At 57.3% G+C, this 24,796-nt stretch carries 27 protein-coding genes, 1 other RNA gene and 1 pseudogene; 20 read left to right on the plus strand and 9 right to left on the minus strand.

Translation table 11 applies throughout. The features are described 5' to 3' along the window. Positions 1–22 precede the first annotated feature (22 nt). Positions 23–688: a fasciclin domain-containing protein gene (locus tag IEU99_RS06220; protein WP_128890274.1), complete on the minus strand. Its 666-nt coding sequence runs from the start codon at positions 686–688 to the stop codon at positions 23–25. A gap of 125 nt (positions 689–813) precedes the next feature. Between IEU99_RS06220 and IEU99_RS06225 the strand changes: the two genes are divergently transcribed. From IEU99_RS06225 to IEU99_RS06255, 7 genes are all read left to right on the plus strand, one after another. After that, the gene (locus IEU99_RS06225) at positions 814–1,368 is read left to right on the plus strand and encodes a sigma-70 family RNA polymerase sigma factor (protein ID WP_164931178.1); all 555 of its coding nucleotides are present in this window, start codon (positions 814–816) and stop codon (positions 1,366–1,368) included. Next, a complete protein-coding gene (locus tag IEU99_RS06230; protein WP_128890272.1) occupies positions 1,365–2,036 on the plus strand; it encodes an anti-sigma factor in 672 nt (223 codons plus the stop codon). The genes IEU99_RS06225 and IEU99_RS06230 overlap by 4 nt, the downstream gene beginning before the upstream one ends. A gap of 552 nt (positions 2,037–2,588) precedes the next feature. Then, positions 2,589–4,070, plus strand: coding sequence for a methylmalonyl-CoA carboxytransferase subunit 5S (locus tag IEU99_RS06235; RefSeq protein WP_128890271.1), 1,482 nt, complete (start codon positions 2,589–2,591; stop codon positions 4,068–4,070). A gap of 15 nt (positions 4,071–4,085) precedes the next feature. Continuing rightward, positions 4,086–5,642 carry an acyl-CoA carboxylase subunit beta gene (locus IEU99_RS06240; protein ID WP_128890270.1) on the plus strand — a complete coding sequence of 519 codons (1,557 nt, stop codon included), beginning with the start codon at positions 4,086–4,088 and terminating at the stop codon, positions 5,640–5,642. A gap of 9 nt (positions 5,643–5,651) precedes the next feature. Next, entirely contained in the window at positions 5,652–5,909 is a 258-nt protein-coding gene (locus tag IEU99_RS06245; protein WP_188358293.1) for a hypothetical protein, read from the plus strand. Positions 5,910–5,943: 34 nt separating this feature from the next. Continuing rightward, the gene (locus IEU99_RS06250; RefSeq protein WP_128890269.1) at positions 5,944–6,303 is read left to right on the plus strand and encodes a biotin/lipoyl-containing protein; all 360 of its coding nucleotides are present in this window, start codon (positions 5,944–5,946) and stop codon (positions 6,301–6,303) included. 144 nt (positions 6,304–6,447) lie between these two features. After that, positions 6,448–7,473 carry a S1 family peptidase gene (locus tag IEU99_RS06255; protein ID WP_229718403.1) on the plus strand — a complete coding sequence of 342 codons (1,026 nt, stop codon included), beginning with the start codon at positions 6,448–6,450 and terminating at the stop codon, positions 7,471–7,473. A 49-nt stretch (positions 7,474–7,522) separates the two neighbouring features. Here IEU99_RS06255 and hisN read toward each other — a convergent pair whose 3' ends face one another. Continuing rightward, a complete protein-coding gene (gene hisN, locus IEU99_RS06260; protein ID WP_128890268.1) occupies positions 7,523–8,308 on the minus strand; it encodes a histidinol-phosphatase in 786 nt (261 codons plus the stop codon). A gap of 130 nt (positions 8,309–8,438) precedes the next feature. On the opposite strand from hisN, the gene IEU99_RS06265 reads away from it, so the two are divergent. From IEU99_RS06265 to IEU99_RS06280, 4 genes are read left to right on the plus strand one after another with little or no spacing between them, the layout of a single operon-like run. Continuing rightward, positions 8,439–9,185 carry an ABC transporter ATP-binding protein gene (locus IEU99_RS06265; protein ID WP_128890267.1) on the plus strand — a complete coding sequence of 249 codons (747 nt, stop codon included), beginning with the start codon at positions 8,439–8,441 and terminating at the stop codon, positions 9,183–9,185. Continuing rightward, on the plus strand, positions 9,167–9,922 hold the full coding sequence (locus IEU99_RS06270; protein ID WP_128890266.1) for an ABC transporter permease: 756 nt from the start codon (positions 9,167–9,169) through the stop codon (positions 9,920–9,922). Before IEU99_RS06265 ends, IEU99_RS06270 begins: the two co-directional genes overlap by 19 nt. 40 nt (positions 9,923–9,962) lie before the next feature. Next, complete coding sequence (locus tag IEU99_RS06275) at positions 9,963–11,012, plus strand: histidine kinase (protein ID WP_164931177.1); 1,050 nt, start codon at positions 9,963–9,965, stop codon at positions 11,010–11,012. Then, entirely contained in the window at positions 11,009–11,614 is a 606-nt protein-coding gene (locus tag IEU99_RS06280; protein WP_128890264.1) for a response regulator transcription factor, read from the plus strand. The genes IEU99_RS06275 and IEU99_RS06280 overlap by 4 nt, the downstream gene beginning before the upstream one ends. A gap of 12 nt (positions 11,615–11,626) precedes the next feature. Here IEU99_RS06280 and IEU99_RS06285 read toward each other — a convergent pair whose 3' ends face one another. Continuing rightward, positions 11,627–12,481, minus strand: coding sequence for an inositol monophosphatase family protein (locus tag IEU99_RS06285; protein WP_128890263.1), 855 nt, complete (start codon positions 12,479–12,481; stop codon positions 11,627–11,629). Between the two features lie 59 nt (positions 12,482–12,540). On the opposite strand from IEU99_RS06285, the gene prfB reads away from it, so the two are divergent. Next, positions 12,541–13,638, plus strand: a complete 1,098-nt coding sequence (gene prfB / locus IEU99_RS06290) for a peptide chain release factor 2 (protein WP_123933402.1) — start codon at positions 12,541–12,543, stop codon at positions 13,636–13,638. Positions 13,639–13,669: 31 nt separating this feature from the next. Here the strand turns inward: prfB and IEU99_RS06295 are convergent. After that, a pseudogene (locus IEU99_RS06295) lies at positions 13,670–15,267 on the minus strand (AbgT family transporter). A gap of 179 nt (positions 15,268–15,446) precedes the next feature. On the opposite strand from IEU99_RS06295, the gene ftsE reads away from it, so the two are divergent. From ftsE to ssrA, 6 genes are all read left to right on the plus strand, one after another. Further along, positions 15,447–16,136 (plus strand): cell division ATP-binding protein FtsE, encoded by a 690-nt coding sequence (ftsE, locus tag IEU99_RS06300; protein WP_128890261.1) that lies wholly within the window; start codon positions 15,447–15,449, stop codon positions 16,134–16,136. Between the two features lie 20 nt (positions 16,137–16,156). Further along, on the plus strand, positions 16,157–17,059 hold the full coding sequence (ftsX, locus tag IEU99_RS06305) for a permease-like cell division protein FtsX (RefSeq protein ID WP_123933405.1): 903 nt from the start codon (positions 16,157–16,159) through the stop codon (positions 17,057–17,059). Between the two features lie 18 nt (positions 17,060–17,077). Continuing rightward, the gene (smpB, locus tag IEU99_RS06310) at positions 17,078–17,569 is read left to right on the plus strand and encodes an SsrA-binding protein SmpB (RefSeq protein WP_123933406.1); all 492 of its coding nucleotides are present in this window, start codon (positions 17,078–17,080) and stop codon (positions 17,567–17,569) included. Positions 17,570–17,634: 65 nt separating this feature from the next. Then, on the plus strand, positions 17,635–17,787 hold the full coding sequence (locus tag IEU99_RS06315; protein WP_164931175.1) for a hypothetical protein: 153 nt from the start codon (positions 17,635–17,637) through the stop codon (positions 17,785–17,787). Between the two features lie 101 nt (positions 17,788–17,888). Beyond that, positions 17,889–18,488 carry a hypothetical protein gene (locus tag IEU99_RS06320; protein WP_128890260.1) on the plus strand — a complete coding sequence of 200 codons (600 nt, stop codon included), beginning with the start codon at positions 17,889–17,891 and terminating at the stop codon, positions 18,486–18,488. Positions 18,489–18,577: 89 nt separating this feature from the next. Then, positions 18,578–18,956: a transfer-messenger RNA gene (gene ssrA / locus IEU99_RS06325) on the plus strand. A 349-nt stretch (positions 18,957–19,305) separates the two neighbouring features. Here the strand turns inward: ssrA and IEU99_RS06330 are convergent. Together IEU99_RS06330 and IEU99_RS06335 are read right to left on the minus strand one after the other, a co-directional pair. Further along, positions 19,306–19,497 carry a hypothetical protein gene (locus IEU99_RS06330; protein ID WP_164931174.1) on the minus strand — a complete coding sequence of 64 codons (192 nt, stop codon included), beginning with the start codon at positions 19,495–19,497 and terminating at the stop codon, positions 19,306–19,308. Between the two features lie 120 nt (positions 19,498–19,617). Further along, positions 19,618–19,854: a hypothetical protein gene (locus IEU99_RS06335; RefSeq protein ID WP_128890258.1), complete on the minus strand. Its 237-nt coding sequence runs from the start codon at positions 19,852–19,854 to the stop codon at positions 19,618–19,620. A gap of 585 nt (positions 19,855–20,439) precedes the next feature. On the opposite strand from IEU99_RS06335, the gene IEU99_RS06340 reads away from it, so the two are divergent. Both IEU99_RS06340 and IEU99_RS06345 read left to right on the plus strand, forming a co-directional pair. Continuing rightward, positions 20,440–20,781, plus strand: coding sequence for a hypothetical protein (locus tag IEU99_RS06340; RefSeq protein ID WP_123933410.1), 342 nt, complete (start codon positions 20,440–20,442; stop codon positions 20,779–20,781). Between the two features lie 596 nt (positions 20,782–21,377). Further along, positions 21,378–21,722 carry a hypothetical protein gene (locus IEU99_RS06345; protein ID WP_128890257.1) on the plus strand — a complete coding sequence of 115 codons (345 nt, stop codon included), beginning with the start codon at positions 21,378–21,380 and terminating at the stop codon, positions 21,720–21,722. A gap of 221 nt (positions 21,723–21,943) precedes the next feature. On the opposite strand, the gene IEU99_RS06350 is transcribed toward IEU99_RS06345, so the two are convergent. The 3 genes from IEU99_RS06350 to IEU99_RS06360 all read right to left on the minus strand — a co-directional run bounded on the left by IEU99_RS06350 (position 21,944) and on the right by IEU99_RS06360 (position 24,051). Further along, positions 21,944–22,945 (minus strand): hypothetical protein, encoded by a 1,002-nt coding sequence (locus IEU99_RS06350; RefSeq protein WP_128890256.1) that lies wholly within the window; start codon positions 22,943–22,945, stop codon positions 21,944–21,946. A 3-nt stretch (positions 22,946–22,948) separates the two neighbouring features. Further along, entirely contained in the window at positions 22,949–23,497 is a 549-nt protein-coding gene (locus IEU99_RS06355) for an NADPH-dependent FMN reductase (RefSeq protein WP_164931173.1), read from the minus strand. A gap of 149 nt (positions 23,498–23,646) precedes the next feature. Next, on the minus strand, positions 23,647–24,051 hold the full coding sequence (locus tag IEU99_RS06360; RefSeq protein WP_128890254.1) for a hypothetical protein: 405 nt from the start codon (positions 24,049–24,051) through the stop codon (positions 23,647–23,649). Between the last annotated feature and the right edge of the window lie 745 nt (positions 24,052–24,796).

Below are 24,796 nucleotides of genomic sequence, written 5' to 3' on the forward strand. Positions count from 1 at the left end.
TTGTAGAAGGGAAGTGTGGGGATTATTCGGCGGGGATGAGCACGGAGTCGATCAGGTACACCTGGGCATTTTCGGTAGGCACATTGCCGCAGCCGATGGTGGCGTCATTGACCTTCATCGGATCGCCGTCGGTGACTTCGAGGGTGGTGCCCTCAACGGTGGTGTGCTCGCCAACTACAGCGGAAAGATCTGCCTTGCCGTCAACGACGTGGTAGGTGAGGATCTTGCTGAGCAACTCAGGGTCGTTCTTGAGCTGCTCGATGGTTTCGGCGTCGAGCTTTTCAAATGCTGCGTTGATAGGCGCAAAGATGGTCCACTGGCCATCTTTGATGGTGGCAATCAAATTCACATCGGGGTTCAGCTCCCCAGCAAGAGCCGAGGTAAGCGTGGAAAGCTCGGGGATATTGGGCAAGGCATCCACCACGTTTTGGGCGGAAATCACTTCAAGCGAAGCCGGGCCATCGGGGTGCGCATCGGCGTATGCCTGGCACAAAGGCCCCTTGGGGCTATCTCCTGCCACTGCTTCCGTAGAGGTTGCGGCAGCGCTGGTTGAGCTCATCACAGCGGAGGTAGTGGCCTCAGAAGAAGCCGTGCTGTCCTCATCGCTGTTTGAACAAGCAGAAAGCAAGAGGGTCGATGCGGCCACAATGGCGGCTGCCGTCTTGGCGGTGCGTCGGTGTAGGTGCATGATGCTCCGATCAAATGTGGTCGAAATAAAGCAGCGGAGTGCTGCCTTCACACAGTGTTCGGAGCCGCCCGGTGGGGTGGGTGGGTGTGTGGGAGAAAAAATTTTTTCTGTGTACTGTTGTGCCCGTGCCTAGCCTTCAACTCGACGCAACTGAGCTGCTGCTCGCCACCGCCGCTGGTGACGTAGCAGCCTTTGAGCAGCTCTTCGGGCTGTTGCACAAGCGCGTCTATGGGTTGGCGCTGCGAGTGGTAGTCGATCCTGCGCTGGCAGAAGACGTTGCCCACGAGGCTTTTTTATCGGTCTGGCACAGTGCTCATAGTTTTGATCCAGACAAAGGCTCGGCCGAGGGTTGGGTGCTGGCGATGGCGCATCGAAGGGCAGTGGATCTGCTTCGAAGCCGCCAATCTCAAAACCGCAGAACCGATACATTTACCCAACAAATGCAATCGACCGGGGCAGAAGAACCGGCAGATTCCAGGGCGCTGCAACTCGACGAGCACGCAGCGCTTGCCCAGTGCTTTGAAGGGCTTACGCTCAAACAACGTGAAGCTGTTACCTTGGCCTATTTCCAGGGCCTGAGCTACAAGCAGGTGGCAGAGCGCCTTGGCGCAACACATTCGGCAATTAAGACTCGACTACGAGACGCGATGGCGTCGCTAAGGAGGTGCATGGGCTCGTGAATAATCCACAACCTTCGCGTGAGGAGCTGGAGATGCTCGCGGCGCTTTCCGCCTTCGGGGCGCTGCCGGATGAGGAAGCGCGCGACGTCGAAAAGCTAAAAGACCCAGAATTTGAGCGCATGCGCGGCCAATTCCGCGATGTTGCTGCCGGGTTGAGCTCGGAGGCAGACATGCCTGATAGTGACGCTGCGTGGCGCAAACTCAAAGCCGACTTAACGCCCCAAGAAGTGCCTTCGATTAACCGACGTAGAAAGCCCTGGTTTGCAGCAATTGCCGCTGCGGCTGCGCTTGTGGTGGGAGCCGTGGTGGTCGTGCCGCAGCTTGGCAATGACGCCGAGCAGCAGCAATCCGTGCAGGCCGAAAAGGCTGTAGAAGTGCCCGTTGCCGGAGGTACCGTCACCCTGGAGTACGCGCCGGGCTCGAATCAAGCCAAGGTGTCCTTGCACAATGTTCCTGCTCCTCCCGCCGATCAGGCCTATCAGATGTGGTTGGTGGATGATCAGGGTGCGCAATCGGCAGGCGTGATGGAATCTGAGGAAATTGAGCCGGAGATGGAAGCCGAAATCAGCGGCGTGCGCCAGGCCAAGGCGTTTATGATCACCCAGGAACCCGCGGGTGGGTCCACCACGCCTTCCCAAGCCTTGCTAGAGGTGCCACTAGAGGCCTAAGGGGTGCGAAGACCTCAGGCGCAAAAGGGCCAATGCGCCCAAAGGCCTAGGGGCTCAACGGTCTAGGGGAGGGGCCGGTGAGTGGGCGCAAGGAGGGGCGGAAGACATGAAGGCAAGCCCTGCGCACCCTCGGCACGATGCCCTCACGGCGGTGCTGCCGCCCGCTGAGAAGCCCTTAAGAGTGTCTGCTGCCGCCCGTTGAGATGCCCTCACGGCGGTGCTGCCGCCCGCTGAGATGCCCTTAAAAGTGTCCGCTTCGGCGCCGCCAAGGCACTCGGGTACACAGATGTCTGCCCGGAAGTCCGCCCGGATGTCTGCCTCGATGCGATCCCCGATGACCGTTTTTGGGTTTATGTCCGAACGGGCGTGAGCAAACTCATATACGCCCGATTCTGTGAGTAGTCGGTCATGTTCAGACATTAAATTGCGTGTTCACGGGCGTAAAACAACATTCCCGAACAGTGTTCAATTCCCACATTTTCTAGGAATGTGACCTGAGCTGTAGCCTTCGCGAGCTGCAGTTAGCATCACATCCGCCTACATTTGATAAGCATGAGCCCACGAAAAATTGGAGTGACCGAAGTCGCTCTGCGCGACGCGCACCAGAGCCTATTCGCAACCCGCATGGCCATGGAAGACATGGTGGATGCCTGTGAGGATATTGATAAGGCCGGATTCTGGTCCGTGGAGTGCTGGGGCGGCGCCACCTTCGACGCCTGCATTCGCTTCCTCAACGAGGATCCCTGGGAGCGACTGCGCACCTTCCGCAAACTCATGCCGAATTCCAAGCTGCAGATGCTGCTTCGCGGCCAGAACCTCCTTGGCTACCGCCACTACGAAGACATGGTGGTAGACAAGTTCGCCGAGAAGTCCAAAGAAAACGGCATGGACGTCTTCCGTGTATTCGATGCACTGAATGATCCCCGCAACCTCGAGCGCGCCATGAACGCCGTGACCAAGGTAGATGGCCATGCCCAGGGCACCATCTGCTACACCGTTTCACCGCTGCACGACGTAGAAGGCTACGTCAAGCAAGCCGGACGCCTGCTGGACATGGGCGCATCTTCCATCGCGCTCAAAGACATGGCAGCCCTGCTCAAGCCGCAGCCTGCCTACGACATCGTCCGTGGCATCAAGGAAACCTACGGCGAAGATACGCAAATCAACGTCCACTGCCACTCCACCACCGGCGTGACGCTGGTGACGCTGATGAAGGCCATCGAGGCCGGCGCCGACGTAGTCGATACCGCCATCTCTTCGATGTCGCTTGGCCCAGGCCACAATCCCACCGAGTCCTTGGTGGAGATGCTTGAAGGCACCGACTACACCACCGATATTGATATGGAGCGTTTGATCCATATCCGCGATCACTTCAAGCAGGTGCGCCCGAAGTACAAGGAATTCGAGTCGAAGACCTTGGTGGACACCAACATCTTCCTCTCCCAGATCCCCGGCGGCATGCTCTCCAACATGGAAAGCCAGCTCAACGCCCAGGGTGCAGGCGACCGTATCGACGAGGTGATGGAAGAAGTGCCTCGCGTGCGCAAGGACGCAGGCTACCCACCGCTGGTGACTCCCTCTTCGCAGATCGTGGGCACCCAGGCCGTGTTCAACGTGCTCATGGGTCGCTACAAGGTTATGACCGCCGAATTTGCCGACCTCATGCTCGGCTACTACGGCGAGACGATCGGCGAGCGTGACCCAGAGCTGATCAAGCAGGCCCAGGAGCAAACCAAGAAGGAAGCCATCACCGTTCGCCCGGCTGATCTGCTTGAGCCCGAGTGGGATCACCTGGTTGAAGAGGCCTCCAAGCTCGAAGGCTTCAATGGCACCGACGAGGACGTGCTCACCAACGCCTTGTTCCCCGGTGTTGCACCGAACTTCTTTAAGACCCGCGACGAAGGTCCAAAGAACGTGGGCAAGGATCCCGCAAAGCAGAAGAAGCGCGAAAACGAAGCCGTGCTTGAGCCCATCACCTACAAGGTCACCGTTGGTGGCCGTAGCCAGACCGTCAAGGTCGAGCCAGCCGAATAAGGAATATGACACGACATGAGTAACGAACCCACAATGTCCGATCGCCTTGAGCAACTGGCCGAGGCTCGCCACAAGGTTGAGCTCGGCGGTGGCCAGGCAAAGATCGACAAGCAGCACGAAAAAGGCAAGCTCACCGCCCGTGAGCGCATCGAGGCGCTTGTCGACGAAGGCACCTTCTACGAAACCGGCATGTTTGCCAAGCACCGCACCACGCACTTCGGCATGGACAAAGCCGATGCGCCTGCCGATGGTGTGGTCACAGGTTCCGGCGCCGTCTTCGGCCGCCCCCTGCACATTGCTTCCCAAGACTTCACCGTCATGGGTGGTTCCGCAGGCGAAACCCAGTCCAACAAGGTAGCGGCCATGATGCAGGCATCTGCTACCACCGGCACCCCCTTCGTGTTCATCAACGACTCAGGCGGAGCCCGCGTCCAGGAAGGCATTGATTCCCTGTCCGGCTACGGCAAGGTCTTCTACCAAAACGTGCTGCTGTCTGGTCTGGTGCCGCAGATCTCCATCATCGCAGGCCCTTGCGCCGGCGGTGCCGCGTACTCCCCGGCGCTCACGGACTTCATCATCCAAACCCGCAAGGCCAACATGTTCATCACCGGCCCCGGTGTGATCAAGTCGGTCACCGGCGAGGATGTCACCTCAGAGCAGCTCGGTGGTGCCGATGCGCACATGACCAAGGCTGGCAATATCCACTTCGTTGCCGAAGACGATGAGCAAGCGGTGCTCATTGCCCAGAAGCTGCTGAGCTTCCTTCCTCAGAACAACACCGAGGAACCCCCGGTGGTCAATCCCGATCCGATCGTCGAGCCCGATGAGTCTTTGCGCGACATCGTTCCCGTGGAAGGCAAGAAGGGCTACGACATCCGCGAGATCATCTCTCGCGTGGTCGACCGCGGCGACTTCCTCGAGGTGCAAGCAGGTTATGCCCAAAACCTCGTGGTTGGTTTCGGCCGTATCGTTGGCCGCACCGTCGGCATCATCGCCAACCAGCCCAATGTGATGTCCGGTGTGCTCGACATTAACTCCTCCGATAAGGGCAGCCAGTTCATCCGCTTCTGCAACGCCTTTAATATCCCGCTGGTGACCTTCGTGGACGTCCCAGGCTTTATGCCAGGCGTTGCCCAGGAACACGGTGGCATCATCCGCCACGGCGCGAAGATGCTCTACGCCTACTCGGCAGCATCGGTGCCGAAGGTGACCATCGAGCTGCGTAAGTCTTATGGTGGCGCGCACCTGGCCATGTGCTCCAAGGATCTTGGTGCAGACCGCGTCTATGCATGGCCTACCGCAGAGATCGCCGTCATGGGTGCCGAAGGCGCTGTCAATGTGGTCTTCCGCAAGGAGATTGAGGCCGCCGAGGATAAGGAAGCCAAGCGCCAAGAGCTCATCGAGCTGTATCGCGAGACTTTCTCTACCCCCTATATGGCCGCCTCGCGCGGGCTTGTCGACGACATCATCGACCCCGCCGAAACCCGCATGCACATCGCCAATGCCCTCGAAGTGCTGAGCAATAAGCGCGTGACGCGCCCCGCGAAGAAGCACGGCCTGGGTCCGGTGTAAGGAGCAGCCATGGAAATGAGCAACGAGCAACTGCTCGAATTGGTGCAAGGTCTGAGCCAGCGTTTGGATGTGGCAGAAAAAGAAATTGCCGAACTACGCAAGCGTTCAGACGCCTCCATTCCCGAAGACGTCGTGCTGGCCATCTCGGCTGCAGTCAGCGCCTTCTTGGGTAATAGGGGCAAGATCAAGGCCGTGAAGTACTCGCGTCACCGCACGTGGGCGGCTCAGGGCCGACAGAACGTTCAGCTCCACATTCCGCAGCTCTAAGCGGAATCGGCGAAACTTCAACACAAGGAAGAACATGAAACTTAATGTGACAGTCAATGGCATTGCCTACTCTGTCGAAGTCGAGGTCGAAGAGGAGCAGCGTCAACTCGGATCGATCGTCTTCGGCGGCTCTAGCCAAACGCACAGCGAGCCCTCCAACGCCTCCGTGCAAGGTGTTTCCGCCAACTCCGTGGTGGCTCCGCTTGCCGGCTCCGTATTCAAGGTGCTGGTCAATGAGGGCGACACCATTGAAGCCGGCCAGGTCCTGTTGATCCTCGAAGCCATGAAGATGGAAACAGAGATCACCGCACCTTCCGGTGGCACCGTCGGCGCCATCCACGTGGAGGTAGGCGACTCGGTTCAAGGCGGCCAAGCGCTCGTCGAAATCGACTAAGCCAACCTGCAACACACAAAGCCGCACCTTGAAGGTGCGGCTTTTGCCTTGAGCTACCCACCCCCGCGGCAACTATCGCAGTCGTCCTTGGTGGCGTAGCATGAGTATGACTGCTTTCTCATCCAAAGGAAAAGGATTCCCTTTATGGCTTCACGCTTGATGCGTCGCATCGCTATCGCCTGCGGCACCCTGGCACTGGCTGGCACTCTGGCAGCACCAAACGCCACGGCACAGTCCAGCGATCAGCTCAGCCAAGAAGTGCTGGCACCACTGGCTCAACTCAACCCCGAGGTGGCAGACCAAGTTCAGGCAGCCTTGGACCAAGCCCACCTTGGATCTTCTGCCTCCCTGCAGGAGCAGATTGCCGCCTTGGCAGAGCAATTCCCGGTCAAAACCCCCTTTGAACTGGAGCCTTTGCCCAATGGCCCCTTCTATGAGTGGACCAATGATCCTTTCTCACAGGTGATGGCGTTAAAGGCCGGCCCGGTACTGCACCGCGTGACCGGATCCTTCTTCCACGGCCCTGATGTGCCACAGGCAGCTCGTGATGCGCATGCCCGCGGCAAGACCCTCTACGGTCCAGGTACTCCGATCCTGGTCAATGAAGAAAGCATGTGCACCGTCGCCGTCACAGGCACTGATGCTCAAGGTCGCAAGCTTGCCATCACCGCTGGCCACTGCGGTGAGGTGGGGCAGACCGTTAAGGGCTTCGATGCTGTGCACCTTGGCAATAACGCCCCCTCTGGCACCATCGTGCGCAAGGGCCAAGACCTTGATTACGCAGTGATTGAGCTTGGTCCCAACACCGAGATCACCAGCGAATACTATCCGGGTGTTGCCGTGCATGCCGTGGGCCCAGAACCGCGCTCCCTTGACACTGCCTGCAAGCAAGGACTTGCCAGCAATAACTCCTGTGGCCCGGTGCTGCTTTCTGACGCCGAGTACGCCATCTCGCATGTATGCGCACGCCCCGGTGACTCCGGCGGCCCGCTGATCGAGGGCGACCGCGTAGTCGGCATCATCTCTGGTGGCATCGTCCCCACCGAGCTCGCTGCCTGCAACACCCCGCTGCAAGGCCCGCTGCATTCGCCCACTGCCACGGTGAACATGGAAGCCGTGCTGCGTGACCTCAACAACGGTGGAGTAGGCGTAGGTTTCCAACCCGCCTAAGTGCTCTCCAAACAAGAACAATGCCCTGCCTTCCGGCAGGGCATTTTCGCTATGGGTTCACAACATTCAGGCTTGCTTGGTGCAAGAGGCCATTGCTAGCAATCGCATCTCCACCATGTGGCCCGGGCTCACCACCAAGCGAGCTAAAGGTGCCACCAGCTTCTTCTACTAGCACTGCCAAGGGAGCCAGATCCCACAGGGATACTTCCGGTTCTGCTGCGATGTCCACAGCACCTTCTGCCACGAGGCAGTAGCTAAAGAAATCGCCGAAGCCACGCAAACGCCACGTCTCGCGCGAAAGCTGCTCAATATTGCCCAGCAAGCCGCGAGCCTCCCAACCTTCCAAGGAGGAAAGCGAGACGGAGGCATCTTCAAGCTTGGCCACCTTGGATACACCAAGGCGCTTGGGTGAGCCTCCAGCAAAGCTGCGCCAAGCACCTGCATCTTCAGCAGCCCACCACCTGCGCGCAAGTGCCGGTGCAGACACCACACCGGCAACGGGGCGGCCATCTTCAAGCAACGCAATCAGCGTTGCCCACACCGGCACACCGCGCACAAAGTTCTTGGTGCCATCGATAGGGTCAATCACCCATTGGCGCCCCTTAAAGGACACGTCGCCGCCAAATTCCTCTCCAAGCACGGCATCGGCTGGGCGCTGTTCCTGCAAAAGGCCACGCAGTTTTTCTTCTACCGCGAGATCGGCATCGCTTACCGGCGTCATGTCCGGCTTGGAGTCGATGCGCAGATCCGAGGCTTCGAAGCGCTCCATGGTGATGGCATCGGCTGCGTCGGCAAGCTCTAAAGCAAAGGCAAGATCATCGGCAAAATTGCTCATAGAGGCCATCCTATCTGTGCCCAAACGTGATCGCGGGCGAACGGGTGCCTAGCGTGCCTGACAAAATTCATGGGCAATCCATGACGAATGGCCTATGTGGCCATGCTGCCTGCCAGGTTGGATCAACGGCATGGACACAGCAATTTCTCTTCTTAGAGTAAGCAAGTGCTTCCGCGCTGGGAAAACTCGGCATAAGAAGCAGCAGACGCAGGCGCTTGACAACGTCACCCTCAAGATAGGGCGCGGGGAAATCGTGGCACTGCTCGGCGCCAATGGCGCTGGCAAAAGCACACTCATCGACATCATGTTGGGCCTGACCACCCCTACCAGCGGCCAAGTGGAGGTCTTTGGCGTGAGCCCCCGCGAGGCGGTGCTGGACACAAAGGTCGGCGCGGTGCTGCAAAACGGCGGGCTGCTTCCGGACCTGAAGATCCAGGACACGATCGAGCTGATCGCCTCGACCTATTCCAACCCGCTGCCGGTAGAAGAGGTTTTAAGCCGTGCCAACCTCAGCGAGATCCGAAAGCGCAAAGTACAGGCATGCTCCGGCGGCGAGCAGCAACGCCTCCGCTTCGCCCTTGCGCTCTTAGGATCCCCGGAACTGCTCATTCTGGATGAACCCACCGCTGGCATGGATCCCACTGCGCGCAGGCATTTCTGGGAGCAGATGCAGCGCGAAGCAGAGCGAGGAGCCACGATCCTTTTTGCCACGCACTATCTGCGCGAAGCCGAGCAATTCGCCCACCGAGCGTTGTTACTCAACCACGGTGAGCTGGTCGCAGACACCCCGGTAGCGGCACTACTGCGCGAATACTCCAGCCTTGACCAAGCATTTAGCACCCTGATGAAGGAGCCATCATGCGATTCCTCGTTCTAAACCTGCGTCGCTCACTATCCGATCGAGGCTTTTTGTTTTTCTCCATCGCCTTGCCGGTGTTCTTGTACATCATCTTCGGCGCCACCCAAAGCTATGGTGATCAGCAGCTTTTCGACGGCAACGTCAACGCATTCGTCATGATTAGCATGGCCTGGTACGCAGGTGCTGTCGGGGCGGTGGGCAGCGCGGGCGACACGGTTGGAGAACTAAACAGTGGTTGGAACCGTCAGCTTGCCTTAACCCCGGTGCGCACTTCCCAACTCGCGCTGGCAAGGATCATCGGCTTATTGGTGCATGCGGCTTTGCCGGTGGCCGCGGTCTATATAGCTGGTGCCATTGGAGGCGCAAAGATGCCTCCTGGTGAATGGCTTGCAAGCGCAGTGCTGTGCGTGCTGATGTCGGTGCCCTTCGGCATCTATGGCATCGCGTGGGCGAAGCTGCTTCGCAGCCCCAGTGCCGTTTCAATTGCGGGCAGTTCCGTGGTGGTGCTGGCCTTTGCCGGCAATGTCTTCACCGCCTTGCCCGAATCCTTCTTGAGCTTCGCGCGATTTACACCGGCCTATGGCCCGGCAGCGCTTGCACGTTATCCACTCGCTGAAGGAATGCAGATAATCTCGACTGAGCCCTACTCGCTGAGCGACCCCTTGTCTTATGCTGTGATGAACACGCTGGCGTGGACGCTGCTCTTCGTGCTGGTGGTGGTAGTGCTCGGCCGAAAAGACAAAGCAAGGGCGTGATCTCAACAGCATGTTCAGCGCCAAGGCGTTTGCACGCCCCTTGAAGGGTTTTTCCTTCATCAACTCCGCATATGCAAGTGTGTGGCTTGGATTCCTGGCCTTTCAGCTCTGGTTTTTGCTGCGCGGAGAAGCTTCTGCGTACACGAAAACTGCAGGTGTTGTTCTCACCTTCGCGTTCGCATTGATCTATAGCTTTGGCTTTGGTGCCATCAAGTACTATCCGCGCGGCTGGTCCCCACATCAGCGCTTCTGGGGCTTCTTCGGCCTACTGTCGTGCCTTGCAGTGATCGCGATTCCCGTGTTTGGTGTGTTCGCGGCCTCTTTTGTCACCTTCCTCGTGGCGGTTGTGGCCTTCACCCGCCCGAGCCCGCGCTTGATGTGGCTAGTCCCAGTGATCTGTGCGCTTGGATGCCTAGTGCTGCTTGTCTTTGGAGCTGCCTGGGAATATCTCTCCCTCACGGTGTTTTACCCCTTGCTGGCGGTGGCGATTAGTTGGGTGACAGGGGCAGAACAAAAACGCAATGATCTCCAAGCAGCACTCGATCGAGCCAATCAACGTGAAAAGATCGCCTCCGATGTGCACGACCTACTCGGCCATTCGCTCACGGTGATCAACCTCAAAGCGGAGGTGGCCGCGCGCTATCTCGACCGCGATCCTGAGCTGGCTAAAAAAGAAATGCAGGCCGTAGCCGAATTGGCCAAACGCGGCCTGGCAGAGGTGCGCGTGAGCGTGGCGCAACAACTGGGACTGGATTTGGACACCGAGGTGGATCTTGCCCGCGATGCACTGGCAAGCGCCGGGGTGCGCTGCGAGATGGCCGTAGATGCACCTCAAGATACTGATTTATCCCAAGTCTTTGCATGGATTGTGCGCGAAGCTGTGACCAACGTGATCCGCCATGCCAATGCGGAGCATTGTCGGATCGAGGTGACGCCCAAGCGCTTGTGCATTAGCGACGATGGCCACGGCATAGCTGGAGCCGATGGGCACGGCATTGCGAGCATGCGACGTCGCGCCACGGAGGTGGGCGCGAATCTTTCTATCAGCGTGCGCCCAGAAGGCGGAACCGTAGTGGAGGTGCAGGCATGATCCGGGTGCTCGTTGCCGATGATCAATCCCTCGTGCGCGGTGCACTTACCGCATTGTTAAACCTGGAACGAGATATCACCGTGGTGGCCGAATGCGGCAATGGCCACGAGGTGCTGCCGCTGATTCAAGCACACCAGGTGGACGTTGCCTTGGTGGATATTGAGATGCCAGGAATGAATGGCTTGGAAGTTGCACAGGCGATGCTTCAAGCTCAAACGTCGTGCCGCTGCCTGATCGTGACCACCTTCGGGCGCGCAGGCTATATAAAAACCGCGCTGCGCCATGGGGCTCAAGGGTTTTTGCTCAAAGACGCCCCGCCGGAACAATTGGCCGAGGCGGTGCGCCAGATCCACGCTGGTATGCGCGTGATCGATCCGGCAATGCGCGATCAGGTGTTGCTGAGTGCGGATTCGCCACTCACGCCGCGTGAAGTGGAGGTCGCACGTGAGGCTTTAAGTGGTGCCGATACCCGCTCAATCGCAGCCACATTGCACCTAAGCCCTGGCACGGTACGCAACCATGTGTCCAGCATCATTGCAAAAACGCAGGCCAGTAACCGTTTTGAGGCCGCGCGGCGTGCACGCGATAACGGCTGGCTCTAGTGCTTTGAGCCGCTATGCAGTCAGCGCTGCTTGTGCTTCGCGTACTGCCTGCGCATTGCCGGCAATGCACCACGTAACTCCGCCTGCCTCGACTTTTTCACAGGCGCCACCGGCACCTTCTACGAGTGCGCGGCCCGGCAGCCAATCCCAGTCATGCACGCTGTGTTGCATCCATACGCCAATGCGGCCTTCGGCAACACCGGCAAGATCAACTGAGGCGGCGCCAAACATACGCAAGGTAGCGCATGCGGTTGCGACCTTAAGCCAGGCTTCGCGCACCTCGTCTTTGGCAAGGAAGGTGGGGTGAATATAGGTGCCCAGCGAGATATCGGCCAGTGGGGCACTGTCAAGCTTTGGTAGTTTTTTGCCATCGCGGGTGGTGGGTAGATCTTTGCCACCTAGCCAGGTGTAGCCAAGATCTGCGCGGTGGACTGCACCAAGGTGGAGTACTTCTGGGTCGGAAGGATCACCGCTTACTAGGGCTAGGGCCGAGCACCAATAATCGCCACCGGTGGTGAAGTTGAAGGTGCCGTCTACTGGGTCTACTACCCAGGTTCGGCCCGAGGTGCCTTGTTGGTTGGTGCCTTCTTCACCGATCACGCCATCTTCGGGGCGCAAGAGCGCAAGTGCGGTGTGGATGAATGATTCGGCAGCGCGGTCGGCCTCGGTAACCACATCGGAGATGGAGGTCTTTTCTTCAACATTTAAGCCCTGGTCGCGCATGCGCCAGGCCAGGCGGCCGGCATTAAACACCAGTGCCTGGGCGATCTGTGCATCGCTGCGCCCCTCGTGCGAGACGGCGAAAGTCTTGGCAAGGGCGGGGATCATTTCCGCCACGGAGGTTGGGGCTTCGTTCTGGCTCGACATGGCTACCATTGTGCAACACAAGCGAAAGCGCTTCGAGTTAAGCGCTAGACTTTGTGCTCATGCGACCTGATATTCAGCAAACGCTCAGCGATTTAGATGCCACCCTCACCACCATTGAGAAGGTGATGGATCCTGAAGAGATTGCTACTCGCGTGCGTGAGCTGGAGCAACAGGCGGCAGACCCCCAATTGTGGGATGATCCCGAGCACGCGCAGCAGGTAACCCAAGAGCTTTCCATGCAGCAGGCCAAGCTGAAAAAGCTCACTGCGTTGCGCCAGCGCCTCGATGATGTGCCGGTGATGTATGAGTTGGCCGAGGAAGAAGGCGAAGATACCGCCTTGGCCGATGAGGAACTGCAAGATCTTGAGCAGGAAATCCAAACGCTTGAGGTCAAGACCATGCTGTCTGGCGAATACGATGCCCGCGAAGCCGTGGTGAATATTCGCTCAGGTGCCGGTGGTGTGGATGCCGCCGATTGGGCAGAGATGCTCATGCGCATGTACACCCGTTGGGCTGAGAAAAACGGCCTCAAGGTTGAGGTGTACGACATTTCCTATGCAGAAGAAGCCGGCATTAAGTCGGCCACCTTCGTGGTGCATGGCGAATACATGTACGGCCAGCTTTCGGTTGAGCAGGGCGCGCACCGCTTGGTGCGTATTAGCCCCTTTGATAATCAAGGCCGCCGCCAGACTTCCTTTGCCGAGGTAGAGGTGCTGCCGGTGGTGGAGCAGACCGACCATATTGAGGTTCCAGATAATGAGATCCGCGTGGATGTCTATCGTTCTTCCGGTCCTGGTGGGCAGTCGGTCAATACCACCGACTCTGCGGTTCGTCTGACTCATATTCCCACTGGCATCGTGGTGACCTGCCAGAATGAGAAGTCTCAGATTCAGAATAAAGCTGCGGCCATGCGGGTGCTGCAGGCGAAGCTGTTAGAGCGTAAGCGCCAAGAAGAACGCGCCGAGCTGGATGCTCTCGGCGCGGGTGGTAATGCTTCTTGGGGTAATCAGATGCGTTCTTATGTGCTGCATCCCTACCAGATGGTCAAAGACCTGCGCACAAATTATGAGGTCAATGATCCTCAAAAGGTCCTTGATGGGGACATCGACAAGTTCCTCGAGGCCGGGATCCGCTGGCGCATGGCGCAGGATTCCTAGCTCTTAGCTTGTCGACGCCCCACCGTCGCCATTAGGCAGGGTAGGTGGTGGGAGTGCCTGGTCCGATCGGGATGCCGAGGGCATACCAAATGACGAAGAAGAGGAACCAGCCCACCAGCATGGCAATGGAGTAGGGCAGGGCGAGCGACATCAATGTGCCCACGCCGGCGCGTTTGTAATAGCGCTGCAAGAAGGTCAAAGCCAGGGCGAAGTAGGGGCTCATCGGGGTGATGATGTTGCTGGGGCTATCACCAATACGGAAGAGCATCTGCGATACCTCTGGTGAGACGTGCACGTACATCATCATCGGCACGATCACCGGGGCCATGAGTGCCCACTGGGCCGAACCGGAAGTGATGAAGATATTGAGCAGTGCGACCATCAGCACCAATGCCGCGAAGAGGACGTAGACGGGCAGATCCCATTGCTGGAGCAACTCCGAGCCCTTAATAGCAGTCCAGATGCCCAGGTTGGACCATTGGAACCACGCCAGGAACTGTGCCACGGCGAAAAAGAGCACGATCATCGGCAGCAGAGTTTTTAAGCCTTTGGCCATGAACTCTGGAATGTCGGCGGCCTTGGTGATGGTTCCTGCGACCACGCCGTAGACGATGCCGAGGATGAAGAAGATGCCGGCGATCGGGATGGCCACGGATCGGATGAGCGGGCCTTCCAATGCGCCTTCTGGTGAATATAGGGGAGAGGCGGGCCAGAACATCAAGATGAAGTAGGCGGCGGTGCTGAGCACGGCTGCAAGGAGGGTGAACCACAAGGCGCGAACCTCTTGGGGTTCGAGCTTGATTTCCTCTTTGAGCTCTTCTTCTGATTGCTCAGCGGGTGCGGTGGCGCTTTCTTTGAAGGTGAGTTCGGAGTAGTCCAGATCGTCGTGATCGACGAGTTCTCGGGCCTTGTTCTTAATAAACAGCTCGGTCACCGCGGTGATGATCAGTGCCAACACAATGGAAGACGCCACCACGAAGAAGTAGTTCGCCAGCGGTGAAACCTCGTAGTTTTCGTCGACAAGCTGTGCAGCAGAAGTGCTGATACCGCCGAGCAGGACGTCGGTGATGTTCAAAATGAGCGAGGCATTAAACCCGGCGGAAGACGCGGCGAAGGCGACCATGGCGCCCACGATGGGGGATCGGCCGAGTGCGCGGAAGCTCATTGCGCCAAGCGGAATCAAAATGACGTACACCGCATCGGAGGCGATGGAACCGGTGACACCTGCCAAGGCCACCGCGAAGGTGAGGGTGGTGGGGCCGACTTTGGCCACCATGGCTCGAACTAGGGCGCTAATCAGCCCTGTGTGCTCGGCGACGGCTACGCCCAGCATGACGGTGAGGATCACGCCAAGGGGAGGGAAGTCGGTGAAGTTCTTGATGGCATCGGTGACCATTCTGGTGATGCCCTCGGAGGTGAGCAGGTTGCTGACCTCGATTTTTTCACCACTTTGAGGGTCTGTGGCGCTCATGCCGATGGCGGAACCGATCCAACTGCTGATCGCTACTACGCGGCAAGGATGACGAAGAGCCAAAAGGGGTCGGGCAGCTTATTGCCAATTCTTTCGATCACTCCAAGCAGGCCGCTGGCTCGCTGCGGGGAGGGATCCTTGGTTTTGGTTTGAGTCATGAGGACCTTTGGGTTGGGGGACAATCCTGACCAAGGCTAGCAGTTAGTGAGTTGAGTCTCATCGAAGTTTGGGGCTTGGGGGAAATGCGCAAGGTGAGTGCACCCTTAGTGAAAAAGAATTCGCCACATGGGTCACACCAGCTTCATTCGTCACAGGGCTTTCGCTAAGGTGGGTAGCCGTGATCACCTTTTCGCACGTCACCAAGTCCTACAAGACCTCTACGCGCCCTGCGCTGCACGACATTTCGCTGCACATCGAAAAAGGCGATTTCGTGTTCTTGATCGGTCCCTCCGGCTCCGGCAAGTCCACCTTCTTGCAGCTCATGATCCGCGAAACCAACCTCTCATCGGGGGATCTTCACCTTGGCGATTTCCACGTGAACAAGCTGCGCGGCAAGCAGATCAACCAACTGCGCCAGCGCATCGGCTACGTGTTCCAAGACTTCCGTCTGCTGCAGCAAAAGAATGTCTACGACAACGTGGCGTTTGCCCTTGAGGTGATTGGCACACCAAAAGACAAGATCAACCGGCTTGTGCCAGAAACCCTCGAGCTGGTGGGGCTAAGTGGAAAAGAACACCGCATGCCCCAGGAACTCTCCGGCGGTGAGCAACAGCGCGTGGCCATCGCGCGTGCCTTTGTCAACCGCCCGCTCGTCTTGCTTGCCGACGAACCAACCGGCAACCTCGACCCGGAGACCTCCGATGGGATCATGTTGTTGCTCAACCAGATCAACCGCACAGGCACGACCGTGATCATGTCCACCCACAACGCACGGGCCGTCAACGACATGCGCCGCCGCGTGATCGAACTCAACCTGGGCAAGCTGGTGCGCGATGATGCCCACGGCGTGTACGGCGAAGCGAAATAGGAAAGGGAGACGAAAACGAGATGAAACAAGGATTTGTCTTCCGCGAAGCATTCCGCGGCCTCGGACGCAACATCACCATGACCATCGCGCTCGTGATTACCACCGCGATCTCCCTGGCGCTGCTGGCCACAGGTTTCTTGGTGACCAACATGACCGAGCGAACCAAAGAGATCTACCTCGACCGCGTAGAAGTTATGGTGCAGTTCAATGAGGAAATCTCAGCCAACGACAAAGACTGCTCCACCAAAGACTGCCAGGAAGTACGCGATAAGCTCCAAGCCTCCGATGGCGTAGAAAGCGTGACCTTCCGTTCCCGCGAACAAAGCTATGAGCGCTTTGTAGAGGTATTCCAAGACACCGACCCGCTGCTGGTAGAAGAAACCTCCCGCGACGCGCTCCCGGCAGCCTTGCACGTGCGCTTGAAAGATCCACTCGATACCGAACCTCTGGATGCCGTTCGCGACATGAAGCAGGTAGATACCATCGTGGATCAGGTGGATGATCTCCGAGGTGCCACCGATAACCTCGACTCCATCCGCAACGCCACATTCCTCTTCGCCGCTATCCAGGCCATTGCCGCGATCTTCCTCATTGTGAACATGGTGCAGATCGCAGCCTTTAACCGCCGCGAAGAAATCTCCATCATGCGCATGGTGGGTGCCTCACGCTGGTACACCCAAGCACCGTTCGTGCTTGAGGCAGTGATTGCCACCCTCATCGGTGCGGTGCTCTCCGGCGCAGCGCTATTCGGCGGCAAGGCATGGGTGATTGATAAAGCACTCAATGGTCTCTATGAATCCCAATTGATCGCCCGAGTCAGCAGCGCCGATATTTGGACAGTGCTGCCAGTGGTTGCCATCGTGGGCGTCATTTTTGCAGCGCTTACAGCCCAGGTGACCTTGCGTTGGTACGTGCGCAAGTAGAAGCGCTATCTTGGAGCAATGGCGAAAAAGAAGAAGGCAGCGAACTCAAACCCCGTGCTCGCAACCAACCGCAAGGCGCGCCACGATTACAAGATCCTCGATACCTTCGAGTGTGGCGTGGTGCTGCTTGGCACCGAAATTAAGTCCTTGCGCGAAGGTCGCGTCTCGCTGGTCGATGCCTTCGCCACCATTGATGAGGGCGAAGTGTGGCTGCGCCACCTGAATATTCCTGTGTATTCGCGCGGGTCCTGGACCAATCACTCGCCCTATCGCACCCGCAAACTCCTGCTGCACCGACGCGAGATCGACTCGCTCATGGGCAAAGTACGCGATGGCAATAAGACCCTGGTGCCGCTCTCGCTGTACCTCAAGGATGGCCGCGTCAAGCTCGAGCTAGCGCTGGCCCAAGGCAAGCAAGACTACGACAAGCGCGAAGACATCAAACGCCGCACCACCGAACGCGAAATTGTGCGCGAGGTGGGCCGCAAAATTAAAGGCATCAACGCATGAGGCGCGCCAGGCTGTAGCGTGCCTGGCATGCCGGCCGGCATTGTGCTTGGCGAAGGCTGTCCTGCGTGCCGAAGAGCGTTGCGCACTGCGAGGCAGCAGTGGATGGCAGCGGGCATGGCTGCGACGCATTGCGGTGGGGCATGGCAGTGGCACTGGATCCATCCCAGATCCGCGCACCGTCGGATGCCTCGCTGCCTCTAGGTGGGCTTCGTGCTTAAAACTCGCAGGTAGTAGGCCAAATATGTAGTGGTGGCCCATGTGGAGACGTGGTAGTTTCTTTGGAAAAAGCTGCCGCGAGGCAGAACGCGAGGCGGATGGTGTGAACAGGCGATTCCGAACAGTAGCGACTGCTGCTGTGGCCTTGATCTGGCCACTGGCAGCCTGCGTAAGTGGCGGGAACGGCCCGGCAGAACCATCGGCCTCACGTTCTACGGTGACGCTGACCGAGACTGCGTCTTCTAGTGCCACAAGCTTTTCGACGCCCAGCGTCAGCACCATCACCGTGACCGAAGAAGTGCCGGCGACCCCCACGAAGGACGAAAACGAGTCCTACGCAAAGCAGCAGCGGTTCGAGGGCACTATCCGTGTACTCACCATTGATGAACTCGTTGCCATACACCAGGAGGATCCGAGCCTTATCCCCGGGGCGAAAGGCGCGCGCTTTGCGGTGCTAGAGCTAGACACACCCACCCAAGCCAAAGTGTTCTATCCCAATGCACAGAAGATCCGCCAAACCGGTATATCCATGATCCTCATGGCTCAGGACTATCCATCTGATGGTGGCCGAGTAGCTGCCTATGAATCGATGGATGGAACTCGCGCCACGATGCTGGTCAGTGCCGATAAGCTCATCTTTCCCCCTGATCCCAGACCGCCGCGCGCCGAGCCAATGGCCAAAGAATTCGAACTGGAACGCTAATTGGCCTTGCAGTGCCGGGTGCCTAGGGAGTAGTCTGGTGCTTCCTGCCGGGTGAGTGCAGCACAACTCCCGCACCCGGTGACGCACAAGGGGCTGACATGGTTTCGACTGCGTTCATTACGCCAGGGGAAGCGTGCCGGTGCAGGCTAGAGACCACCGTAAGCGTCGTAGCAAATTTATAAGCGCCGAGAACACTCAGCGCGACTACGCCCTCGCTGCCTAATTTGTAGCGACCGCGTGTCTGTCAGCCCAGGGTTGTCCCTGCTCTGGTGTCTGGCATCGACTAAGGGACTTGCCGTTGCATCGCGTTAGCGGGGTGCAACGGGACTCTTACCGCTAACTGGGCTCATCATCCGGAAGTGTTCGTCCTAGCCGGAGAGTCGAGTAAAGATCCAAGCGCGAACTGCGCACGGAGAAGCCCTGGCAAGGTGACGTAGGACCCGGGTTCAATTCCCGGCAGCTCCACAAATTGATAACCCCCACTGGCCTGGTGTTTTGCCTGGTTGGTGGGGGTTTTTCGCGCGTGTAGCATGTGTGATACTTAAGTCTGTTTAAGCCCGTTTTAGTCTCGTATGGCGTGGAAATGTCGTGGGATTACGGGATCATGGGGCGCATGAAGGTCAGTACCGTTCACCTGTCTTGGGAGGGCACGAGGCGGGAATTACGCGCTCAGATGATTGCCCTTATCCCCACCGCTCCCGATGACGAGACGTTGCTCAGGCTTGCGGCGGTGGCGTTGGACTGCCATAGACATCATGCCTACCGCTGGAGTGCCTCGACAGCGCCACAGGAATTTCACACGGAAATTCCTCCTGATTCACCATCCAGCCGCCTCCATTCCCTGAGCCCCATTGGAAACACCATCTTCAAGCACTGACTCGAGCATGACTCGCTCCTGACCCGTCAAAAACAGATCCCCATCCGGATTGCAAAACGACGTGGACTTCGACAGTGGCTCCGCCTGCTCGTGGGTGTTCTCCACATTGGTGGCGGTGTTTTCTTCCGACATGATCTCTCCTGGGTGATCTGATTTCGGGCATAAGAAAACCCCGCCACCACAAGACGTGGTGCGGGGTGGTGCCATGGTGGGCACTCGCCCCCACGCACGTGGCTACTTCATGGCTATTCGCTAGACAGAAACCGGATTGTCAATAAACAACGGCATCCACTCATCTATTCGTGGGTCTGTGGGATGGGATTTGTCTACGCTTTCTGAGTTCTTCCAGACAAAATAAGGCCCGAACCCCTCGCATTCCGGATCCTCAGGTGGCAGCACGAAAAAATCCGGCGCCTCGTAACCTTTGGTGTTGATTCTTGCATCCGGATACTCGCGAAGTACCAGTTCATAGGCTTCTTTGTAATTCATAGCTCTTTTCCCTTAAAAAACCAATCGTACACCAGTTCTTGGCTGAAATCCGTCAATCCTGGCCCACCGAATTGAACCCCGCACAGCAGTCTCAAGGTAGTCGTCAGTTTTGATACGTTCGTTCTGCGGATTCAGCGCCCTAATGCCAGATTCGGTCTTTTTCCATACCATCACATGTGAACCTTTCACAGGCTTAGAAGCACGGATGAATTCATATGCACCAAGTGGGTATTCGGCATCCATTTCGGCGCTGTTTGATGCGGATTTGGATGAGTTGGGCGCCCGGTTGGATGCGACGTTTTCGTGTGTCGTGTGATTGACGCGGGGTTTTGGAAAACTGGCGTGTTTGTGCAGATAGGGGCGGTTTTGTTGCTGGGTTCAACGCCCGGCAGCTCCACGACTCAAGACCCCTGTTCCTAGCAAGGAGCAGGGGTTTTCTCGTTTCTAGCCTTTGTCTGGCCGATTGGGATCAAGTGGCTAGAGTTCTGAGTCTGGATCAAGCAAAGCGGTGCGTGATGATGCTGATGGTGGAAAAATGGTTCCGGTGGTTACAGAGGTTCGACCAATGGTGTGGAGGGCAGATCAATGATTAGGATCCACCCGTACATCGAAGTGCTCGACACCACGGACACAGACATTACCGAAAGCCTCATCGAGCAGTGGCGTAAGTCTACAGACGCCACTATCCGCCTGTTCTATGAGTTCTTCGATGATGAAGACCTTTTTCTCATCAGGTCTTACATCTTGGAAGATGAACACTTTTCCGAACTCGATAGCCTTTTCCGCTACATGTGTGAAAACTCTGAGCTTTCAATGCGACTCAATTGGGATGACGTTGCCCCAGAAGTAACAGACTTCAAGCTGCAGTATCTTGAACGCCCAACAGGCATTCGGGAGCCAGTGCCAGAAGATCGATTCAACTTCTAAATAGTTTGCAGCGGACCCGGTTGGGCCTTGGCGGTCGCGCCGGTTTTCACATATGAAGATCCAGTTATGACGAATACTTCAGCAAACAACTAAGATCAAGGCCATGATCATGCACAGTGGCCCAGTTAGGATGACGTTTGACGAGCACGTCCAACGGTTCATCTACGAAGGCTTGACTCCAGAAGAGGCGCCAAAGTACACGGAGATCATGTGTGGATTGGGTTTTTTGGTAGCTACTGACAAGCTGGATGAATTCCCAGAAGTCGATTTTCCCAATCCTTCGATCAATATGTAGCACCTAAGTTCAACCCGGTTCGACCTTGACGGTCGCGCCGGTTTTCTCATGGGAAGATCCAGCTAGCAGCGGGCTAGAAAAACAATCAGGGGGTTCAACGCCCGGCAGCTCCACAAATCAAGACCCCAGTTCCTAGCAAGGAGCAGGGGTTTTCTCGTTTCTAGCCTTGGTCTGGCCGTTTGGGATCAAGTGGCTAGAGTTCTGAGTCTGGACCAAGCAAAGCGGTGCGTGATGATGCTGATGGTGGAAAAATGATTCCTGTGGTTACAGAGGTTCGACCAATGGTGTGGAGGGCAGACACATGATGATGAAGATTCATCCCTACGTCGAGGTGCTCGAAACCACGGATACCAAGCTCACGGAAAAGCTCATCGAGGAATGGAGAAAAGAAACCGGCGCCACGGTGCCATTGTGGTTTAATTTTTATGACGATGAAGACTTGTTCGAGGTTCGAGCAACAATCGAGAAAATGGAGCACTTCCCGGAGGTGGATAGCCTCTTCCATTACATGTGCGAACATTCAGATCTGTCGCTACATCTTGATTGGGATGAAACACCAACGCGCACTACAGATTTCGAGATGCGGTACCTCGATCGCCCATCAGGAGCACCACACCCAGTGCCAGAAGATCGATTCAACTTCTAATTAGTTTGCAGCGGACCCGGTTGGACCTTGGCGGTCGCGCCGGGTTTTCTCATGGGAAGGTCCAGCTAGCAACGGGCTAGCACCAGCATGAGGGGTTCGACCCCCGGCATTCCCTAGCACCGCCTCCCGCGCCGGTAGCCCGGAGGATTGCATAGGGATTCATGCAATCTCCGAGCGTTTTACCCGGCTTTGGAGTGGCACCTCGACACCGGTGCCGATTGCTATCCCCACTGCACCCCGTCTGGTGGAGCATAGGGGCTTGGCGGGTAGATATACACCACCGCGTCGTTGCCGCCGCGGCACGTCACCGAAGTATCCTGCACGCAGGTCATCGTGTATGTTTGCCCAGTTACAGGCGAGGTCACTTCCAATACGGGTGTGGTGTTGGCGTTGTAGATCCACTCCAAAATAAAGGCGTTATACACCGCGCGTGCGAACTGCGGTGAGGTCTTGGGAACATAGTTGGGGTTGGCGCTGCTGGCATCGCCGCTGAAGGTGGGGAAGTCCGCTTTGGATCGGCCATCAACTACGTCTTCGATGCTGCGATTGCTCGTTTTTTCTTCTGGCTTCGCGCTTGCAGCGTCGTTGCCACCTGTTTCACCTTCAATGTTTGGTAGATCGCCGGGGTTGCTGCGCAACAGATCTGGTTGCTCATTAAAGGGGCGCTGAGCGATATTTTCCCAGTCCAGTTCTGCCTCTGCTGCCTCCAGGCTTTCCGGTGTGCCGGATGAGCCGGCGGTGTAATTCCATTGGCCTTGGTCTACCAAGGATGCTCCATCGATGGTGTAGAGCACCGCGGTTGTCGCCCCGCTGGCGGCCTCGCCGCTGCTGGCGATAATGCCGTGTTCGCTCTTGGTGCCAGCGATGCTATAACGGCCACCGCCAGCCGTTGCAACGCCGTCTTTTAGTGCTGTATCTGCAAGTATCGCCTGGTTGTGTTCTGGGTCCGCGGCAAATACAAGCACAGAACCTACCGCCGCGTTGGGGGTTTTGCGCAGGAGCAATTCTTTTTGGCCGTCGCCGTTGGCGTCGACAAGCGAATAATCGTAAGTGGATGAAGCATCTTCGATGTCGAAGTCGTACTCATCGGCGTGGTCAAGCACGTGATTAAAAATCTTTGCAGTTGTCTGCCACTGCTCGGGTTTCGCACTCGAATCATCCGAAGAGGCACTGCATCCGGCCAGCACTAGGATCGCGCTACCAGCAAGCAATTTGCGCATCATGTCTTAGGCTTCCTTCACCACGGTCTCAAGCAGTGCTTTCATCGCAGCTTCTTGCTCGTCGTTCGCGGCAAGTTTGTGGTCTTTGAATGCCTCGCGGAAGGGCAGGAGCACGTCCTTGCCCACAGGCTTCATGCCTACGCGCTGGACAATGTCGTGCCAATGGCGCACCGCTGACTCGCCGCCATTACCACCCCAGGCGACGAAACCCACGGGCTTGTCGGCCCACTCGCTATAGATGGAGTCAAAATTGTTCTTCATGGTGCCAGGCACGCTGGCGTTGTATTCGGGGGTGGCGAAGATGAAGCCATCGAAGCTATCGATGAGTTCGGCCCATTCGCGCACTTGTGCTTCTGGGTACTTACCTTCGTAGGCCGCCGGCGGCTTCGGGGTGTCGATGTGGGGCAGGATGTGCTCGGCCAGGTCGATGAGTTCAAACTCGGCGCCCGAGCCTTCACTTAATCCCTTTGCCCAGTGGGCAACGTCGATTGCGTTGCGTCCTTCGCGAACTGACCCCACAAAGATGCCGATGCGCTTTGTTGTTGTGTCTTTCATTCCTCCAACCCTAGCGACACTCAGCAGACTTGCGGTGCAGGTAGAAGCTTTGCAGTACCCCCAAGGCTTCGGTGTGGCGCGACGGTGCATCGCTGGCAGTTGTAGGTCCTGCCACCGGAGCTGGTTTTTTTAATGCACGACTGGAAAAGCTAGCAGCGCTGGGCGGAGTTCTTTAAGATGTTGGCAATCTCGCCTGGATCTTCGAAGGTGTAGTCGGACTTCGCCTCGCGCATGAAGCATTCACCAAAAGGTCCTCGCCACATTTTGTCTGTAGGGCCAGTTTTATGCGAGCGCACCTTCAGAACCTGTTGAGATTCCAGCTCGTATTCAAAATGCGTGACCCCACCAAAGCCATTGGCTGGTTCTTCAGTAGGCAAGGCCTCACGTTGAGATCCCACCTGCACCCAAACACCATCATCTTCTACAAATTTTGCGCCCTGAAGTTCAATCCTGAGCACCGCTTCTTGAGCACTCAGGTGAACCTGATAGCTACTAGAGCAAGCCCCTAGCAAGAGTGCGCAGGGGATTGCGGCAAAGATTCCTTTGAAGCGCACGGCAGTCTCCTTGCATCAGCTCAATCACTTTTCGCCCAGGATACTCGCGCGTGTGCCCATTAGCGGCTCCAAGCTTTTCGACGTCCCCCGGCGCAAATATTCCAAAGCGACTAGTAGAAGGTAGTACCCAGGGGAAATTCGATCTACGAGGTTCGCCTGCTGGTGGAAGTAAAGTTTCCACTGAACCTTAGGGGTGCTAGAGCCGTCGATCCAAAAACTCTCAAACGTTTTGGGCATCTTTGGAAATCAACAAAGTGGATTCTCCAAAACGGCGGACTAGCAAGATAAGCTCACACTTCATCTGCCGGCGGATTGAAAAGTTTTCGAATCTTCCTGCGAGGCTTAGTTGGCGTCTAGTCGGTGTTTTCGAGCACGTGCTCACCAAGATTCCCCAGTGAGCCCTCGTTGTTCGTTACTTCTAGCTCGTGGGTAGAGAGCCGCAGGGGTTCTCAAGAATAACTCTGGTGGTTGCGTAGACTCACGAAGCTACGCAATGAATTGGTGGCTCCCAGCATAGCGGTTTGTTTTTATTAGGCGGTGCGCTCAGTGGACTTCGGTTAGTTTCTAAAGCAGCAGTGGTATGCCTTGTTAACCATTCGGATACTCGAGGGAGAGGTCCGTACCGCTGCCTTTTGGAAACTTACCGAATCCTGCCTGGACTCTGAAGGTGTATTTTCGATTGGGTCTCGAACAAGATGGCTGAAGAAGAACTGACGCAGGGCTCCCGGCGCTGAATACAGAAGCT

Origin of the sequence: Corynebacterium pelargi (genome assembly GCF_014635485.1) — a bacterium.
GTDB lineage: Bacteria > Actinomycetota > Actinomycetes > Mycobacteriales > Mycobacteriaceae > Corynebacterium > Corynebacterium pelargi.